Origin of the sequence: Nostoc sp. 106C (genome assembly GCF_002154725.1) — a bacterium.
Classification (GTDB): domain Bacteria; phylum Cyanobacteriota; class Cyanobacteriia; order Cyanobacteriales; family Nostocaceae; genus Aulosira.
This window is the reverse complement of the sequence record NZ_MTAW01000127.1, coordinates 31,547-47,374: the sequence shown is the minus strand read 5'-3', so window position 1 is coordinate 47,374 and position 15,828 is coordinate 31,547. Positions and strand designations below refer to the sequence as shown.

At 40.7% G+C, this 15,828-nt stretch carries 15 protein-coding genes; 7 read left to right on the top strand and 8 right to left on the bottom strand.

Translation table 11 applies throughout. From position 1 onward, the window contains the following. Positions 1–200: 200 nt before the first annotated feature. The 7 genes from BV375_RS19070 to BV375_RS19040 form a co-directional block, all read right to left on the bottom strand. Positions 201–653 (bottom strand): response regulator, encoded by a 453-nt coding sequence (locus BV375_RS19070; protein ID WP_086763172.1) that lies wholly within the window; start codon positions 651–653, stop codon positions 201–203. 2 nt (positions 654–655) lie between these two features. Further along, positions 656–2,200: an ATP-binding protein gene (locus BV375_RS19065; protein WP_086763170.1), complete on the bottom strand. Its 1,545-nt coding sequence runs from the start codon at positions 2,198–2,200 to the stop codon at positions 656–658. Beyond that, the gene (locus BV375_RS19060) at positions 2,160–4,139 is read right to left on the bottom strand and encodes a CHASE3 domain-containing protein (RefSeq protein ID WP_086763168.1); all 1,980 of its coding nucleotides are present in this window, start codon (positions 4,137–4,139) and stop codon (positions 2,160–2,162) included. The genes BV375_RS19065 and BV375_RS19060 overlap by 41 nt, the downstream gene beginning before the upstream one ends. Before the next feature lie 227 nt (positions 4,140–4,366). Beyond that, positions 4,367–4,846 carry a hypothetical protein gene (locus tag BV375_RS19055; protein WP_086763166.1) on the bottom strand — a complete coding sequence of 160 codons (480 nt, stop codon included), beginning with the start codon at positions 4,844–4,846 and terminating at the stop codon, positions 4,367–4,369. 221 nt (positions 4,847–5,067) lie between these two features. Further along, positions 5,068–5,832 (bottom strand): ABC transporter ATP-binding protein, encoded by a 765-nt coding sequence (locus BV375_RS19050; RefSeq protein ID WP_086763164.1) that lies wholly within the window; start codon positions 5,830–5,832, stop codon positions 5,068–5,070. Between the two features lie 41 nt (positions 5,833–5,873). Beyond that, complete coding sequence (locus tag BV375_RS19045) at positions 5,874–6,539, bottom strand: energy-coupling factor transporter transmembrane protein EcfT (protein WP_086763162.1); 666 nt, start codon at positions 6,537–6,539, stop codon at positions 5,874–5,876. Next, positions 6,532–7,455, bottom strand: coding sequence for an energy-coupling factor ABC transporter permease (locus tag BV375_RS19040; RefSeq protein WP_086763160.1), 924 nt, complete (start codon positions 7,453–7,455; stop codon positions 6,532–6,534). The genes BV375_RS19045 and BV375_RS19040 overlap by 8 nt, the downstream gene beginning before the upstream one ends. 869 nt (positions 7,456–8,324) lie before the next feature. On the opposite strand from BV375_RS19040, the gene BV375_RS19035 reads away from it, so the two are divergent. The 7 genes from BV375_RS19035 (at position 8,325) to BV375_RS19005 (ending at position 13,978) form a co-directional block, all read left to right on the top strand. Further along, a complete protein-coding gene (locus tag BV375_RS19035) occupies positions 8,325–9,320 on the top strand; it encodes a multicopper oxidase domain-containing protein (protein ID WP_086763158.1) in 996 nt (331 codons plus the stop codon). A 76-nt stretch (positions 9,321–9,396) separates the two neighbouring features. After that, positions 9,397–10,020, top strand: coding sequence for a hypothetical protein (locus tag BV375_RS19030; RefSeq protein WP_086763156.1), 624 nt, complete (start codon positions 9,397–9,399; stop codon positions 10,018–10,020). A gap of 52 nt (positions 10,021–10,072) precedes the next feature. Next, the gene (locus tag BV375_RS19025) at positions 10,073–10,546 is read left to right on the top strand and encodes a hypothetical protein (RefSeq protein ID WP_086763154.1); all 474 of its coding nucleotides are present in this window, start codon (positions 10,073–10,075) and stop codon (positions 10,544–10,546) included. A gap of 25 nt (positions 10,547–10,571) precedes the next feature. Next, positions 10,572–10,766: a hypothetical protein gene (locus tag BV375_RS19020; protein ID WP_086763152.1), complete on the top strand. Its 195-nt coding sequence runs from the start codon at positions 10,572–10,574 to the stop codon at positions 10,764–10,766. Positions 10,767–11,074: 308 nt separating this feature from the next. Beyond that, positions 11,075–12,115: a helix-hairpin-helix domain-containing protein gene (locus tag BV375_RS19015; protein ID WP_086763150.1), complete on the top strand. Its 1,041-nt coding sequence runs from the start codon at positions 11,075–11,077 to the stop codon at positions 12,113–12,115. A 174-nt stretch (positions 12,116–12,289) separates the two neighbouring features. After that, positions 12,290–12,724 (top strand): ferritin-like domain-containing protein, encoded by a 435-nt coding sequence (locus BV375_RS19010; protein WP_086688261.1) that lies wholly within the window; start codon positions 12,290–12,292, stop codon positions 12,722–12,724. A gap of 285 nt (positions 12,725–13,009) precedes the next feature. Beyond that, positions 13,010–13,978 (top strand): FTR1 family protein, encoded by a 969-nt coding sequence (locus BV375_RS19005; RefSeq protein WP_086763149.1) that lies wholly within the window; start codon positions 13,010–13,012, stop codon positions 13,976–13,978. A 511-nt stretch (positions 13,979–14,489) separates the two neighbouring features. On the opposite strand, the gene BV375_RS19000 is transcribed toward BV375_RS19005, so the two are convergent. Beyond that, positions 14,490–15,389: an ABC transporter substrate-binding protein gene (locus BV375_RS19000; protein ID WP_086763147.1), complete on the bottom strand. Its 900-nt coding sequence runs from the start codon at positions 15,387–15,389 to the stop codon at positions 14,490–14,492. Positions 15,390–15,828: the final 439 nt, after the last annotated feature.

Sequence of the window (15,828 nt, the reverse complement as noted above, 5' to 3'; positions counted from 1 at the left end):
CTAACTTCAAAATACTTTGTGCCTTCGTGTCTTTGTGGTAAAAAAATATCAAACCACACAGACACAAGAGAGGTTTTTATTTATGGCTGTGAAATTTTTTCATTGAGACAGCCTTCTGCCCCCTGCCTGCTTGGTAAGCGACTTGCCCTGAGGGTAGCCAAAGAGAGCCGAACCACTGCCCTCTGCCTTTCTTCATAATGTTACACAGTTCCGACTTGTGGCTTTTCATTAAAAATGATCCAATGTAAGTTAAGGGTTTTAACTATTTCTACTAGATCGTTGAAGGCAACAGGTTTAACTATGTAAGCATTGACACCCAGGTCGTAAACAAGATTAATGTCGGCATACTCCTTAGAAGAGGTGAGAACTACCACAGGGATGCGCTTGAGTACTGGTTGCTGTCGTAACCACATTAACACTTCATGCCCTGACCTACGCGGTAGTTTGAGATCAAGTAAAATGAGCACAGGTAAAGGATAAAGAATGCGATCGCTATAAGGTTCCTTTCCAGACAGATACAACACTGCGGCATCGCCATCGTTTACCACTTGAAGCGAATTGAAGATGTTGGCCTTACGCAGCGCTCGTTGCATCAGCAAAACATCTTTAGGATTATCTTCTACAAGCAGAATCTGGTCTGGATCTGGATTCATTTTCAATCTAAAGCTTTTGGTAATTCTATCCAAAATTGGCTTCCCTGTTGCAGCTGGGATTCCACACCAACGTTTCCTCCCAGACGTTCAACTCCTTTGCGCACAATAGCTAAACCGATGCCTGTGCCAGGATAAACTTCATTACTATGTAAGCGATTAAATACTTGAAACACTTGCTGTTGATACTGTTGTGCAATCCCAATGCCGTTGTCTTCCACCCAAAGGCGGATTAAGCTATCTCGTTGTTCACTCCACACACGTACCTGGGGTTTCATTCCTAGTGAGACAAACTTGATAGCGTTAGTTAGAAGGTTGGTCAGAACTTGTATCAAAATGGTGCGGTTGCCGATAACTTCAGCTAAAGGCGCTTCAATCCGCACTTGTGCCTGACGCTGCTGTATTTCTGGTTGTAACTGCCTGAGAATTTCTGGAATTAATAAGGCTAAATTAATCGGTTGTAGTGGGATATCAGTGCGGCTGAGACGACTATAAGCCAGTAAATCTTCAATGAGTCGGTCTGCTTGCTGTGTACTGCTAATAATCCGGCGCAAATAGTCTTGACGGTTGACTCGGGATTGTTCGCTTTGGTTACTGAGCAAGATGGAACTGAACCCAGAGATAGCACGTAATGGTTCTTGTAAGTCGTGGGAAATAGTGTAAGCAAATTCTTCCAAATCTTGATTGGCAACAGCTAATTTCTGATTCGTCTCAGCCAACTGGTGATTTGTATCCTCTAACTGTCTGGTACGCTCCCTGACTCGCTGCTCTAAGATTTCGTTGAGTTGAGACTTTTCAATTTCAGCCTGTTTGCGAGCAGTAATATCTTCGATTAAGCCATCAATTACGGTTTCACCTTGAATCACGCTCAAGGTTGTAGTTAACAAAGCCCACATCAGCGTTCCATCAGCACGGCGTAACTGTACTTCAAGTTCTTGCTGCTGAGGCGGAGACAGGCTTATGAGTTGTGCATAATTCTCCTGCAAATTCAACGGCTGCATTGCCTGAGCTTGCGCCAATGAATTTACACCCAATAATTCCAGAAATGCTCTGTTGTACTCTAATAACTCTCCCAAGGAATTGGAACGAAAAACACCCAACTTCAGTTGGTTAAGTAATCCTTGAAGGCGAATTTCGACTAGGTTAGCTCGTCGTTGAATTTCTACCCGTTCTAAAACCACTCGGACAGTAGTTGCTAGACGCGTGTAGCGATTGGGTTGTTTAAGAACATAGTCGTCTAACCCTGATTTCATCGCCTCTACCGCAATCTCCTCACTGCCTGTATTGGTAAACATAATCACCGGACAGGAAGGATAGTGCTGCTTAATGGTTCGTAGTACTTCTAGCCCATTACTCCAGAGCAGTTGATAGTCAGTGATCGCTAAGTCAAAATTATCTATTGCGATCGCATTTGATAATTCTGCGGCATCGCGAATTTCTTGTGCTTGAAGTTGCGTCAATTCTCGTCGCAATTGTCGAATGACTAAAGCGCGATCACCTGGATTATCATCAATTACTAGAATGCGGAGTGCTTGAGTTCCTTGTGGCATAAGGATGAAAAGTAGCTTTTGGTAGAGCAATCCAAAAACGACTGCCGATACCTAGTTGTGACTCAACCCCAGTTCGGCCACCCATGCGCTCAATACTTTTCCGCACAATGGCTAAACCAATCCCTGTACCGGGGTAAGTTTCAACACCATGCAGTCGTTCAAAGACATTGAAGATGCGCTCCTGATGTTCGGGCGCAATGCCAATGCCGTTGTCTATCACCCATAAGTGTATCCAATTCTGTTGTTCCTGTGCATAAACCTCGACTTTTGGCTGTATTCCTGGCTTGACAAACTTAATCGCATTACTTAGTAAATTTGTGACTACTTGGGTTAGGGTAGGGCGGTGCGCTATTACTTTTGGCAGCGGTGGAATTATTGTTACCTTGGCCTGTTGCTCCTGAATTTGGCTGCTAATTTGCTTTAACGCTTCTTCTACAACAGAAGTTAAATCCACAGGTTGCAGTTGAATGTCAACACGACTGAGGCGACTGTATGTGAGTAAATCATTGATTAAAGTATCCATCTGCACAGCGCCTTCAGTAATATACTCAATGTATTCTTGCCCCACCGAGTCAAGTTGGTTGCCATAGTCTTCTAGTAATGCTTGGGCAAAACCTTGCATAGTGCGTAATGGTGCCCGTAAATCGTGGGAAATGGAATAAGTAAAAGCTTTTAACTCTTGATTTGCTGCTTGCAAATCGGCAGTGCGATCGCTAACACGTTGCTCTAACTCTGAGGCGTAGCGTTGGAGTTGCTCACGTAGCAGAGATTGTTGAATAGCGATCGCCAATTGCGCGCTGACTTCACGAGCAATATCCTGAGTCTGAGTATCAAAGGCGGCGATTTCAGACGTGGTTAGATAGAGTTCCCCAAGCAGCGTTTCTTCAACCAGCATCGGAATACACAGACAACAGCGAATTCCCTCTGAGCGTAGCTGAGCTAAAATCAGCGGATAGGAATTGGCAGTTGTCAAGTCTTCTATATAATAGATAGCTTGCTGCAAGTTTTGCTCAGCTGCAAAGTCTGTCAGTGACATCTGAGTACCTTCAGGAATTTGTAATTCTCCAGTGACACTGTTACCAGCTATAATCCGACCAACTCCTGTATCAAAGTCGAACAGGGCAACAAATGCCTGCTGATAGGGTACTAATTGATGCATTTTTGTGAGAGCAGTTCGGATTAGCAATTCAATAGACTCGGCTGCTAAAATTGCCAGATCAATGTCATGTAAAGCAACCAGTCTTTGAGCCGAACGTTGAGCAATTTCTGTTTGTTCTTGGGCAGTTGAGAGAGCTTTTTCATAACTCTGGGAAACTTTTGCCAACTGCCACCTGATAAAGTAGCTAAGAAAACTACCAATTCCGATTGATAAACTAACACTGGTGAAGATGACTCGCTCAGTAGTCTTTTGTGCTGTTTGAGCACGCTGATTGCGTAGCTGCTCTTCGGTAGCGATAAAATCAGCAATCTGGCGGCGCATTGCATCCATTCTCTGTTTGCGAGACTTCAGCTCTGATACAAGTTCAACTTCACCGCGTTGTTTACGAGCGATCGCTTGGGTAATGGAGCTTTTCCATACTGTTTGCTCTGATTTGATCTGAGTTAAGCGTTTACCCTGTCCAGGATTATCGGTAACTAAGTCACCCAATTGATCAAAAGCAGTATTAATCTGAGAGCTAGCTTGCTGGTAGGGTTCCAAAAACTCTGGAGTACCTGCGATCTGATAACCCCGGACTCCAGTTTCTATATCCAGCAGCAATTTTTGCAAATGATTTGCCCGAGCAATCACTCGATCGGTATGATCAACCCACTGCATAGCTGAAAGCAGGCGGGTAATTTGCCAGATCGAGGCTCCTGACAATAGCAATAACAAAATAATCGGCAGAGTGATCGCGCTGATCAACCTCCGCCTGAATGCAACTTGAGTAATTTGCAGCATTTGGTAACACTACTGGAAAAGCTGAACAGTTAAGTTTGTCCTAATTTCATTTAACAAGAACAGCTTTATCCAAAGCAGAGCAAGTTTGCGACTCGGGAATCAAGTTTTGCAACTCGTAGATTAACTTTAAAAGTCGTAAACCTAGTCATTTCACCAAATATCATTAAATATAACTGGATTTCATCTGCTAATTGCTCCTATTAATTTAAAAGTTCAGTAGCTTTCATTTACTCAGGTTGGCTACAGTATTTATTAAGTTCACCCACTAACTTATCGGAATCTTTACCAGCAGTTTTGCTGACTGCTGTCAGTGCTGTGTCGATTTCTGTTCTAGCTTTTTGCAGTTTTTCCCTACCAGATTCCGAGGCTTCGGCTGTCTTAGCTGCGCTAAGAGCTTTAGCTGCTTTAGCGATCGCTTGACTAAGATTCCTGAATACCTTCGCAAAACGACTTTGGTATTGTTTTAACTTGGGATCTTGTAAGTTCAGATCCTCTATAGATTTGGTAACAGCTTCTAAATCCTTGGACAGTTGCAAGCTTGTGATCACCTGCTGCCCTTTATTTTTATCAATTAGAGAATTTCCTTCATTCACCGCCTGAATCAATCGCTGACACTGGGTAACTTTATTCTGATTGCAACCACTCATCAGCAAAGCGATACTCAGGCTAACAGGAACAATAACGTTATATTTACGCAAAACAAACATGAAGACCCACCAGCAGTAAAATCCCAACCATAGTATCCAATAATTCAGTAATTTTGTGATGAATTAAACTAATTGGATACATCAATCAAATTACTGCTTCTATCTTGAAGTAGATCATGGGTGTGGAACAGCAGTTAACAATTCATGTTTTGCAGTTTTGCCAGCAATCTACCAAACAGTAACAAGAAGCGGGATGAAGTATCCCGCATTATGATTGCGGATTACCAATCTACTGGCAAACCCAACTCATCTAAAGTATTGCCATCTTGTAAAAGTGGTTGAATGTCTTTATCTATGGGAATGCGGCCACCAGCCAGCACTAAAGCACGTTGAGTCACTTTACCCAACCAATTGAGGTCATGGGAGGCAATTAACATCACTTGCACTGGCAAATTTAATAACACCTGCGCCAAGTGACGCCGCCATGCAGGATCTAGACCGTTAGTTGGCTCATCTAAAATCAAAATAGTAGGCTCTAAGGCTAAGATTGCTGCTAAAGCAGCCAAGCGTCTTTGTCCTCCAGAGAGTTGATGAGCAGAACGGTTGGCATAGGCTTCAAGCCCAAAATCAGCTAATAACTGGCGTGCTCGATCAATTGCTATGGCTGGTGGTACACCATAATTGCGGGGCCCAAAGGTCACATCTTCTAAGATAGTCGGCATAAATAACTGATCGTTGGCATCTTGGAAGCTAAAACCAATTTGACGACGTACTTGAGATAGTGTTTTGTGTTCTACGGGAATGTTATTAATCCAAATTTTCCCGCTTTGTGGTTGTTTTAAGCCAATGAGATTTTCTAGTAAGGTGCTTTTGCCAGAACCAGTTGCACCCATCAACGCCACGCGATCGCCTGGATTCAATTTAAAAGAAATGTCTTTTAATACTGCTTCGGAGTTGGCATAAGCATATACCAGATTTTGCACCTCTACTACAGCAGCCTGGGGGTTACGGGTTGAAGATTTGGGATTAGAAGTTAAAGATTCCAAGATTCACAACTCAAAATTTACAACTGCACTTCTACTAAGTGTTAACTGTTAACGGTTAACTGGTAGGAACTGATGGTTAAACAAGCAACGATCGCACAAGCTGCTAACAGCACAAAACGCTCTTTTAGTCTTAATGTCGAGTCTATGGGTAACTGCCCGTTGTAACCACGAGTTACCATCGCGGTGTAAACGCGCTCTGCCCTATCGAGGCTACGGAGATACAAGGCTCCAATCATGGCAGCACTGGCGTAGCGCAGCCAGCCAGCCGAACCATTTAAACCTCGTAATTGAGCGCTACGCTGCATTCTTTTGACTTCTGACAGCAAAATTTCCAAGTATTGTCCAGCTAAGAGCAAATTTTCTTTTAACGGTAATGGTAGGGTTAAGCTTTTGAGTGCGATGCCGAAGCTATGAGCTGGTAAGGTTAACAAAAAACTATTCATAACGATCAGGCAGATGAGAGAACGAACTAGCAAAAAACTAGCGCGCTCCCATCCCAAGGGCAAAGCCAGCAAAGATAGAAAGATTAATTCAGTGCCGAGTAATTTTCCTAGCTGGGGAAGGCGTACACGTAACACCCAAGCCCACAAAATTGCGATCGCTCCGTATGTACCCAAGTTATACCAAGCATGATGCTTTAACAAAGCTGCCCCGATGACAATCACTAGGGAAAGTTGCAAGCGTAAAGGTAAGGAAATTTTAAGCATTATTCGGTTTCACCACCTTGGCTATCCCAAAAGCGACAGCAAAGCAAACCGCAGCTCCTACAAGCCCAGCGATACTGGTGCCAATTGTTCCTAAACCCGGAATACTGTAATCAGCTAAGGGCGTTGGGACAATCACTCGCACTTTGTCGGCTAAGTGGATAAACCCTAAGTTTTCGGCAACTCTTTCTAAGCCATCAGGCCAAGCTGAGGCAAACAGTGAGAGTACCCCAGCCACTAAAACAATGCTGACAATAGGTACTAACCAACCACGAAATTGGTGTTGTTCCCCTGGTAATAAATCAGGTCTTTCTCTAGCGAGGTACGTCAACACGCCTCCAGTAATTAGTCCTTCACCAATACCAATCAGGATATGAGTACCAGTCATTGCTGGTAAAACTATGCCTGCTGGCGCTGTTCTTGAAAGCGCTAACTCAATGGCACAAGCTACTGCTGCTACTACTACACTCACACCTGCGGCAATACCAGCCGCTAGGGGTAAGCGCCCTCTCGATCCACCAAATAACCTTTGCAATGTATGTGTTAAGCCCCAGCCTACCCAAACACCAATAACTGCCATGTTGAAAATATTTGCTCCTAAAGCTGTGATTCCACCATCGGCAAATAGCACAGCTTGAATAATTAATACTGTAGCGATGCACAATGTTCCTGCCCAAGGGCTACCTAAAATAACTGCTGCTAAGGTTCCTCCTAATAAGTGTCCACTGGTGCCCCCGGCCACTGGAAAATTAATCATCTGAGCAGCAAAAATAAAGGCTGTAGTTAAACCCAGTACTGGAGCGCGACGAATTCCAAAAGCTGCTTGCGATCGCCTTAAAGCAATTACGAGTGCAGCCGCACTCGCTAGACCCGTAGCCCCTGCCACTGGTACAGAAACAAATCCATCAGGAATATGCATGATGTGCCCCGTGTGTCATGTTTTTATTCACACAAATTACTCAATGTAACTGCGGCATTAAATTAATAAAAAGCAGAAATTTAACTCTTTTTACAATGCCCCCTTGGGGGATTTTATAGTGATTCTTCTGGCAGATTGACAATAAAATATGCGTTAAATAATATACTTATTTTTTAATATTTAAATTTTTGTTAAGTTTATTTTTAGATTAAGTAAGAAACTGGCTAGATTTACACTGCTACAGGGTGCTATGAACTGTATTTCAGCTTTTTATAAGTGACGATTATTTATATTTATCTATCTTTAGCCACAGATTCATTTGATATTTATCTATTTTTCTCAGCAGGTGGCCAAAAATAAATATCTAACTATAGTCAACAATTCTCATAAGACAAAATAGTGATCTTCAATAGTGTCTAATTACTTCTTTAGGCTTGATTTTCTTTGCACATTTATCTTTAGTAAGTGATTAATATCACAATTTAAACTTTACAAATAAAATTTTTCTTGATAGCAGAATATTCAATATAATTTACTGATTTAGTAACGTAACTAAAATATTTACAGGAAAGAAGCGTCAACAGCTAAAAAACATCGGTATCAGGAATCTATATAAAATAAGAAGATTTATTAGTAAAATATCTGACTTACAAATCAGTAAAAATAATTACGTAAGTCAATAAATAAGAGATAATTTGAGGTCGTTTTTCTAGTTTGCTGTAGCGAATTAACTTGATTAACGTCTCATATTAGCTATTGGAAAATATTTGAGGATTATTGACAATAATTCCTAAGTCCTCTAATATACACAAGAGTAATTGCAAATAATTTGCAACTTTTCATTGTAGCGCTAACCGTTATTTAATGTCATGCCCAACAACTTAGCTTTGGGGAAAGAAACATTTTGGAGCCGTCGTCAACTGCTGAAGCTGGGTCTATGTAGTACTGGTGTGACAGGAGTGGCAGCACTTTGGCACATGGCAAATGCCAAAAGTAAGTCAATAGTCAAAGTGCCAGATCTCGAAATTGCAGCACCTGAAGGCGTGGCTCAACCCATGAAGATGCTAAGAAATTTCGATTATGGGACGCTAAAGCAAGAAAATGGACGCACTATCCGAGAATTTCGGTTAACTGCGGGTACTTCTGTAATTCAGCTCAATAGTGCTGTCTCTTACAACATCTGGGATTTAAACGGTCATATACCAGGGCCGACACTCAGGGTCAAACAGGGCGAACGAGTGCGGATACTATTTCTCAATAATGCAGGACATTCCCACTCTTTACATTTTCATGGGATTCATTCATCAGACATGGATGGTATTCGCCCAGTCAGTAACGGTACTGCCACAATTTATGAATTTGATGCTGAACCTTACGGCGTTCATTTGTATCACTGCCACATTGAACCCGTTACTCGTCACATTGCCAAGGGGCTATACGGGATGTTTATCATCGATCCGCCAACTCCCCGTCCGCCAGCTGATGAGATCGTACTAGTGATGGCTGGGTATGACGTAAATGACGATAGCCACAATGAATATTACGCTTTCAATGGACTGCCTCACCACTACATGGACAATCCCATCCGAATTTACAAAGATCAGTTAATTCGGCTGTATGTCCTTAACATCATTGAATACGATCCGGCAGTGACATTTCACCTTCATGCCAATTTCTTTAATGTCTATCGCACAGGGATGACTTTGACTCCTAGCGAGAAAACCGATGTAATCACGATGGGTGTAGCAGAAAGACACATCTTGGAATTTGCTTTTCGCTATCCAGGTAAGTATATGTTTCATCCCCATCAAGATGCGATCGCAGAGAACGGTTGCATGGGTGTATTTGAAGTCATGAATTCATGAGTTATGGATCAAGGGCCATTTGTCATTTGTGATGAGACTCTGAATTTTCAATTTTCAATTGCTTGGTAGTTTTGTTATGGCGGTAGATTCACAGGTTGATTCGGTTTCCAGCCCTTTTCCCAGACAGTTTGATATCGCAAAGGTGGCTGTTTATGGATTAAGCATTTTGTCAGCGGGAATGTTTTTATTTTTACCCTTCATTAATCTATTGCATCCTAGTCCTTGGCAGCGATGGCTAGGAACAATACATGGCTTTGGCGCATTACTTGCCACAGTAGTTACTGTATATACCGGGCATTTAGCCTTTCCCTTATTGCGGGGAGTCGGTCAAATTTTGCCTCAGATGCGTACTTTAACATTTTGGTCAAGTGCGATCGCCTTTTTGGGGATTGCCACTGGCAACTTAGCATATATGCGCTACCGTGCAGGTGCAGAAGTTGGTGGTGCTAGAGCTTGGCTAAAAGAAAACTCGCCTTTGGCTCAATACGTACTTATGGAATATCACGAATTTAGCGTATTGTTTACCTTGCCATTAGGCGTAGCTTGTACTTGGATTTTATGGAAGTATGGTGACTCAATTTTGGAGAAGCAAAATCGCTCGATTCTAACAGCTACTTGTGTGGCTTTGATGGCGATGATGTTTTTTGCTATGGGTGGGTTAGTCACAGGAATTGGTGTTGCCAAAATCCATGCTTTGTAATATGTAAATACAAAAACTTGGATGACAAAAAATTCACATTGCGGATGATTAAATGAGTAGACAAATATATCGTAGTGAGAAATTAAAATTTCCACCTTTATACACCCGAATTTGGGAAAAATTGAAAGGTTTTCCCAGAATTTTAGCCGCAGGTTCAAATAATCCTCCAACTGTTTCTGGCCCCGCAGCAGCAGCATTGCTCAGTGTTGGCATTGGATGTTTTGCGATGATGGTTACCCACCATTTATCAGATACATCTAAAGATATCGAAAATATAGTTTGGGGACTAGGTAGTTGGATACCGGGAAGCCATAACCCTAGTAAACTATGGGGAAATATTGGCAGTTATACTGGCAAAGAAACGATGTTGCTACTGGGCTGGCTTGTAAGTTGGTCTATTCTTTCTGTGCTATGGAATAGCAAAAAAATTACATCCAGAACAATATTTTTTTGGATGTCTACCTTAATTATTGCTGCCACTGCTATGAGTTGGCATCCTCTATTTCCTTATCTACCGTTGAGTTAATCAAAAGTCAAGAAAAATTTGAGTTATGGAGAAACAACCAAGTCGAATTTCCTCCCGCGATATGCATAAATATATCTGGATATTGGTAGGGGTTTTTACTTTATTAGCTGCCAGCTACCCAACAGCAATGATTCGTGTTAGTCAAAAGCCTAAGTTTCAAGGTTTTCATGTGAAATCTTTACAGATAGACGGCAAAATCAGCAATGATTCTGTAAAGTAAAGACCCCATACAGTATCAATACAGATAGCTGATATGGAGCCTAATTAATTTTTCTTGTTTTTTAATGTTAGCATTCCCAGGCTTTAACCTGGGAATAAAAATTAATTTGTCTAAATTTTGATATGTACCAACTCGAAAAAGTTGTAAAAACTATTAAATTACTATCAAATTTTTATGACTTAGTTGATAGGAAATATCATTTGTGATAAATGAAAATAGTAACTACTAAAAAATCCTATCAATTTTACCTGCTAGTAATAGTTGGAATTCTTTGAAATTATCTGCTTGCAAACTCTCTAGGAACAAAAATGATCAAATTACGCTATATCTGCTTGGCTATTACTGCTTGTGCCATAGTTTCTCTAAGTTCTTGTAGTGATGGTACGCCTACTGCAAATAATTCACCTTTACCTTCGGCTGCTAACTCTCCTGCTCAAGTTACTGAAGCAGCAAGTCACAATAGCCACGGTAGCAAAGCAAAAATTAATATTAATACTGCGATTTTGTCGGAGTTAGATAAGTTTGAAGCCAAGCTGGGTGTGCCAGCATTATCAAATAAAATTCAAGCTAGCCGTCCCTACGCTGCTCCAGAAGATTTAGTGAGTAAAAAGGTAATTACTCAAGAGCAATTTGACCAAATCAAAGACTTAGTTAGCGTTCAGGAAGTAGTACTTACAGGAGAGGCAAAAGATGTTGATTACATGACCAAGTTGGGCTTAATGAAAGGGCATCTTTTAGTAGCTCAAGAACTTTTGGATCAAAATCAACCAAAACAGGCTGAACCTCATATTGGACATCCAGTTGAGGAGATTTATGTTGATGTAGAAGATCAATTGAATGAGCGCAAGGTTAAAGAATTTAAAACAACTTTGGTAAGTTTGCAAGATTTAGTTAAATCCAATCCCAAGAATGCCAAAGTCAAAACTAATTTTACTTCTTCAGTGCAAGCTGTTGATGGAGCGATCGCCACTTTACCAGAATCTCAACGCTCGAAACCGGAATTTGTGCTCCAGGTAATTAACGAATTGTTAGATGCCGCAAATTCAGAATATGGAGCTGCGATCGCCAATGGTAAAATAGCTGCTGCCATTGAATATCAAGACTCTCGTGGCTTTGTCATCTACGCGAATGATTTGTATAAAAGTATTTCTAGCCAAGTAGCACAAACAAGCCCGGATGCAAACAAAGCAATTGAAGCGAGTTTTGCTGACCTGTTGAAAGTTTGGCCCGCCGCTATCCCACCAGCCAAGCCAGTTAAAACCCCTGAAGATGTCACCAAGCTAGTGAAAACCATTGAACAAAACTCTCAACAAGTAATTGACAAAGCCAGCACCCAAGCACAGCAATAGCAATTTGCCTGCATTAAAGATGTAGAGAGAGGAGTTTAAAATGATTAAATAGTGAGGAAATAGTTAGGAGCTAAGAGTGAAGACCATCTCAACTTTTAACACTTCAAAAGAGTATCACTCCTAACTTCTTACTCATGACTCTACATTCGTAACCTTTGTTTAACTTAACAACTGATGCAAGAGCTTGACCACAAAAAGACCATTGACCTACTAAACGCCATCATGGAATTTGAATTAGCTGGAGTAGTGCGCTATACACATTATTCCCTGATGGTGACTGGTCCTAACCGTATACCAATTGTGGCTTTTTTTAAAGCACAAGCCAGTGAATCTCTCCTTCATGCGCAACAAGTAGGAGAAATTCTCACTGGTTTGGATGGGCATCCTTCCCTGAAAATTGCTCAAATGGAAGAAACTTATCAACACTCAGTTAAGGATATCTTGGCAGAAAGTTTATCCCATGAAAAGAAGGCGCTAGATTTGTATAAAACTCTCCTAGAAACTGTCACCAATGCCAGCATTTATCTAGAAGAGTTCGCTCGTGGCATGATTGGTCAAGAAGAGATGCATAATCTTGAACTGAAAAAAATGTTACGCGATTTTAGTTAATAGTTAATAGTCATTAGTCATTAGCTAATAAGTGATGACTAATGACTAATGACAAATCGCAAAGTCGAGCCAGTCGTGTGGTGAGGCAGTCCGATCTTGGGGGTTCCCCCAGGAGGAACTGCCGAAAGGGTTTCCCGACTTGAACGTAGACGCCCTCCGGGCGGCTTCTCGGAGAGTACTGGCTTTGAGCGCCGGCTTCCGGCGAACAGACGGCAGTTCCTTTAAGCGGAGGAACCCCGCCACCGGACTGCCTCAACTTTGTAAGAGAAGAACAAAGGACAAAAGATGAATTTTAGTACTGCCTTACCTACTTTTGTAATTACACTCCGAGAAGGAGTAGAAGCAGCCCTTGTTGTTGGAATTGTGCTGGCGTTACTGAAAAAAGGCAAACAATCTCGACTTAACTCTTGGGTATATGCTGGTGTTGGTGTTGGTATTGTCGTCAGTGCGCTGATAGGCGTACTTTTTAGCTGGGTAATTCAAGCATTAGGTGCAATTAATCCTCAATACACCTCTGTAGTTGAGCCGATGTTGGAAGGTATATTCAGCGTATTAGCAATTATCATGCTCAGCTGGATGTTGATCTGGATGACTAAACAAGCCAGATTCATGAAAGCTAATGTTGAGGGAGCTGTAACGGAAGCGCTAACACAAAATTCAAATGCAGGTTGGGGCGTTTTTACCTTAATTTTAGTTGCAGTTGTTCGTGAAGGTTTTGAAACTGTTCTATTTATTGCTGCTAATTTTCAACAAGGATTTATGCCCGCTTTGGGCGCTATTGCTGGTTTAATGACAGCAGTTGCCATTGGAGTACTGTTATTTAAATGGGGTGTCAAAATTAATATTCGCCAATTTTTTCAAGTAATGGGCATTTTATTAGTTTTGATAGTTGCTGGTTTGGTAGTTTCTGCGTTGAAACATTTTGACGAATCTGTAGCTAATCTCGCCCTTAGTAGTCGTGCTACAGAAAGCTATTGTTTCTATTACGAGCGCTTTACTAAAGTTCACTCTTGTATTTTGGGCCCAATGGTTTGGAATACTTCTAAAATCTTACCTGATGAACAGTTCCCGGGTATCATTCTCAAAACTTTGTTTGGCTATAGAGAAAATCTCTACCTTGTACAAGCAGTAGGTTACCTAACATTTTTGCTTACCGTCGGAGGTACTTATTTGCGCAGTATAACTGGTAGTTCTCCTCAAAATGCAAAAACTATCAAATCTGCACATAAACCAATTGCTCCAGTAAAAGATTAAAAATATAAGATAAGCAGTTCAAAATTCAAAATAAAAAATTAGAATTAGGGTGTGTTATCGCTTTAGCATAACGCACCTTTGATTGCTGATGGTGATAAGAATGCGGCATAATACACCCTACAATTTAATTTGATTAAACATACTAAGTAGAACGGTGTGGAAAAACAAAACTATGTTAAGAAAAATCAAATAGGCTTAAACCCTCTTTCCTCCTGCCTCCTGCCTCATCCCAACGATAAATATTCACGCCGACCTACTTAACGCTCTTTAATCACTCTCGTGAGATAAAAATCTACCACCCTTATTATGCCGGACTTTTATAAATTTAGGCGTAGGTTGGGTTGAGGAACGAAACCCAACATCCTTAAACCTTGATCTAGTTGGGTTTCACTGCGTTCAAACGCCACTTCACTCAAGTCGGGAAACCCGCCCACGTGAGTGGCTCCCCAACCTACATTTATTTTCTCTGCCCAAAGTGACGGAAGAGCGTTAAGTTGAAAGCTAAATTTCGTTATTGCGCAGATAATGCTTGTGCTAGTTGCTGACAAGTTTTTTTAATTGTATCTATACTACCTGGATTCACAAGTCCGTAATAGTCAAAAGTATAGACATGATTATTTTTAGTGGCTTTGAGTTGCTGCCAAAAACTTTGTTTTTTCAGAGACTCTAGAAGTTGCGGATCGGCATTATTAACTACTATTAAAACATCTGGATTTGCTTCTAGAACTTTCTCTGCTGAAAGCGTCACATACCCATTGATAGGGCTTTTTCCTTGTAATTCTGCTACAAGGTTTTTTGCTTGGAACTTCGTCAGTAAATCCCCAGCCCAACTATTTTTATTTGGTGCCAAAATCGGTTGGCGACTAACCAGTACTAAAGTGGAAGGGCTATGAGTCGGTTTATTTGCCAAGAAACTTTTGTAGCTGTTTAATAAAGGCTGAGGATCGGCATTAATTAACTCAGCAAGTTTTTGAGTCAATTTCTCTAGCGATTCCCAACTATTAACCTGCGTGAGCAAAGTCGGAATACCTAGCTCTTGCAATTTTTGAATTGGTTGATTAGAAAACCCTTCCGCACCAATAACTAAATCTGGTTGCAGGGCGATAATTTTTTCTAAATTAGGTGGACTTTGTCCCTCACTCACACGAGGAATATTGGTTAATCTTGAGTCATCTTTAAACAATTTGCTGCCAGTAATACCTACTAGCTTTGTTTTATCAAGTTGATAAATAATATCACCAGAAAGCGAAGAGAGAGCTACAACTCTCTTAGCAGATTGTTTTGGTAATTCTTGAGAGCTAGTGTTAGTAGGTATTTTTGTTAATGGCTGCTGAATGGTTGCAGTGTTACAAGCAGCTAAAAACATACTTAATAAAAGTGCTAATGCAGATAATATCAAACGATGATACATTATAAAATCCTTAGTGATTATCTATGTAATAAATAGCAAACTCAGTATTATATTAATCAAATTTAGCAAATTATAAATAGTCTAAGTTTAGTGAATTGGTGTTAAAGACTTAAAAAGTATCTGATATTTTTTTTGTAAATTATTATACAAAACTATCTAAAGAAAAAGCGAGTACAGACACAAGTCAAAATCTTTCTGGAAGACATGACTGCGTTACTCGCTAGCATCTATACAAGGTTTAGTGAGAAATCCTATTTTTAATATAGTTTATTAGTTCCATAGATTATTGCTATCCAAAAACAAATATTTTAAGGTTTTCAAGAGTTTTTAGTAAATTTTTTTACCTTCATTAATAATTCCAAAATTTTTAATCTTTAACTTTGACGCTGAGGATAATTGCTATTTTTAATACAGAAAATCTAACCTTTTAAAGGTAAAC

Bases quoted from the DNA above. Each gene is read 5' to 3' on its own strand.
- BV375_RS19005 (WP_086763149.1), top strand. From the start codon at position 13,010: ATGAATTTTAGTACTGCCTTACCTACTTTTGTAATTACACTCCGAGAA.
- BV375_RS19045 (WP_086763162.1), bottom strand. From the start codon at position 6,539: ATGCTTAAAATTTCCTTACCTTTACGCTTGCAACTTTCCCTAGTGATT.
- BV375_RS19065 (WP_086763170.1), bottom strand. From the start codon at position 2,200: ATGCCACAAGGAACTCAAGCACTCCGCATTCTAGTAATTGATGATAAT.
- BV375_RS19015 (WP_086763150.1), top strand. From the start codon at position 11,075: ATGATCAAATTACGCTATATCTGCTTGGCTATTACTGCTTGTGCCATA.
- BV375_RS19035 (WP_086763158.1), top strand. From the start codon at position 8,325: ATGCCCAACAACTTAGCTTTGGGGAAAGAAACATTTTGGAGCCGTCGT.
- BV375_RS19020 (WP_086763152.1), top strand. From the start codon at position 10,572: ATGGAGAAACAACCAAGTCGAATTTCCTCCCGCGATATGCATAAATAT.
- BV375_RS19070 (WP_086763172.1), bottom strand. From the start codon at position 653: ATGAATCCAGATCCAGACCAGATTCTGCTTGTAGAAGATAATCCTAAA.
- BV375_RS19025 (WP_086763154.1), top strand. From the start codon at position 10,073: ATGAGTAGACAAATATATCGTAGTGAGAAATTAAAATTTCCACCTTTA.
- BV375_RS19060 (WP_086763168.1), bottom strand. From the start codon at position 4,139: ATGCTGCAAATTACTCAAGTTGCATTCAGGCGGAGGTTGATCAGCGCG.
- BV375_RS19030 (WP_086763156.1), top strand. From the start codon at position 9,397: ATGGCGGTAGATTCACAGGTTGATTCGGTTTCCAGCCCTTTTCCCAGA.
- BV375_RS19040 (WP_086763160.1), bottom strand. From the start codon at position 7,455: ATGCATATTCCTGATGGATTTGTTTCTGTACCAGTGGCAGGGGCTACG.
- BV375_RS19055 (WP_086763166.1), bottom strand. From the start codon at position 4,846: ATGTTTGTTTTGCGTAAATATAACGTTATTGTTCCTGTTAGCCTGAGT.
- BV375_RS19000 (WP_086763147.1), bottom strand. From the start codon at position 15,389: ATGTATCATCGTTTGATATTATCTGCATTAGCACTTTTATTAAGTATG.
- BV375_RS19010 (WP_086688261.1), top strand. From the start codon at position 12,290: ATGCAAGAGCTTGACCACAAAAAGACCATTGACCTACTAAACGCCATC.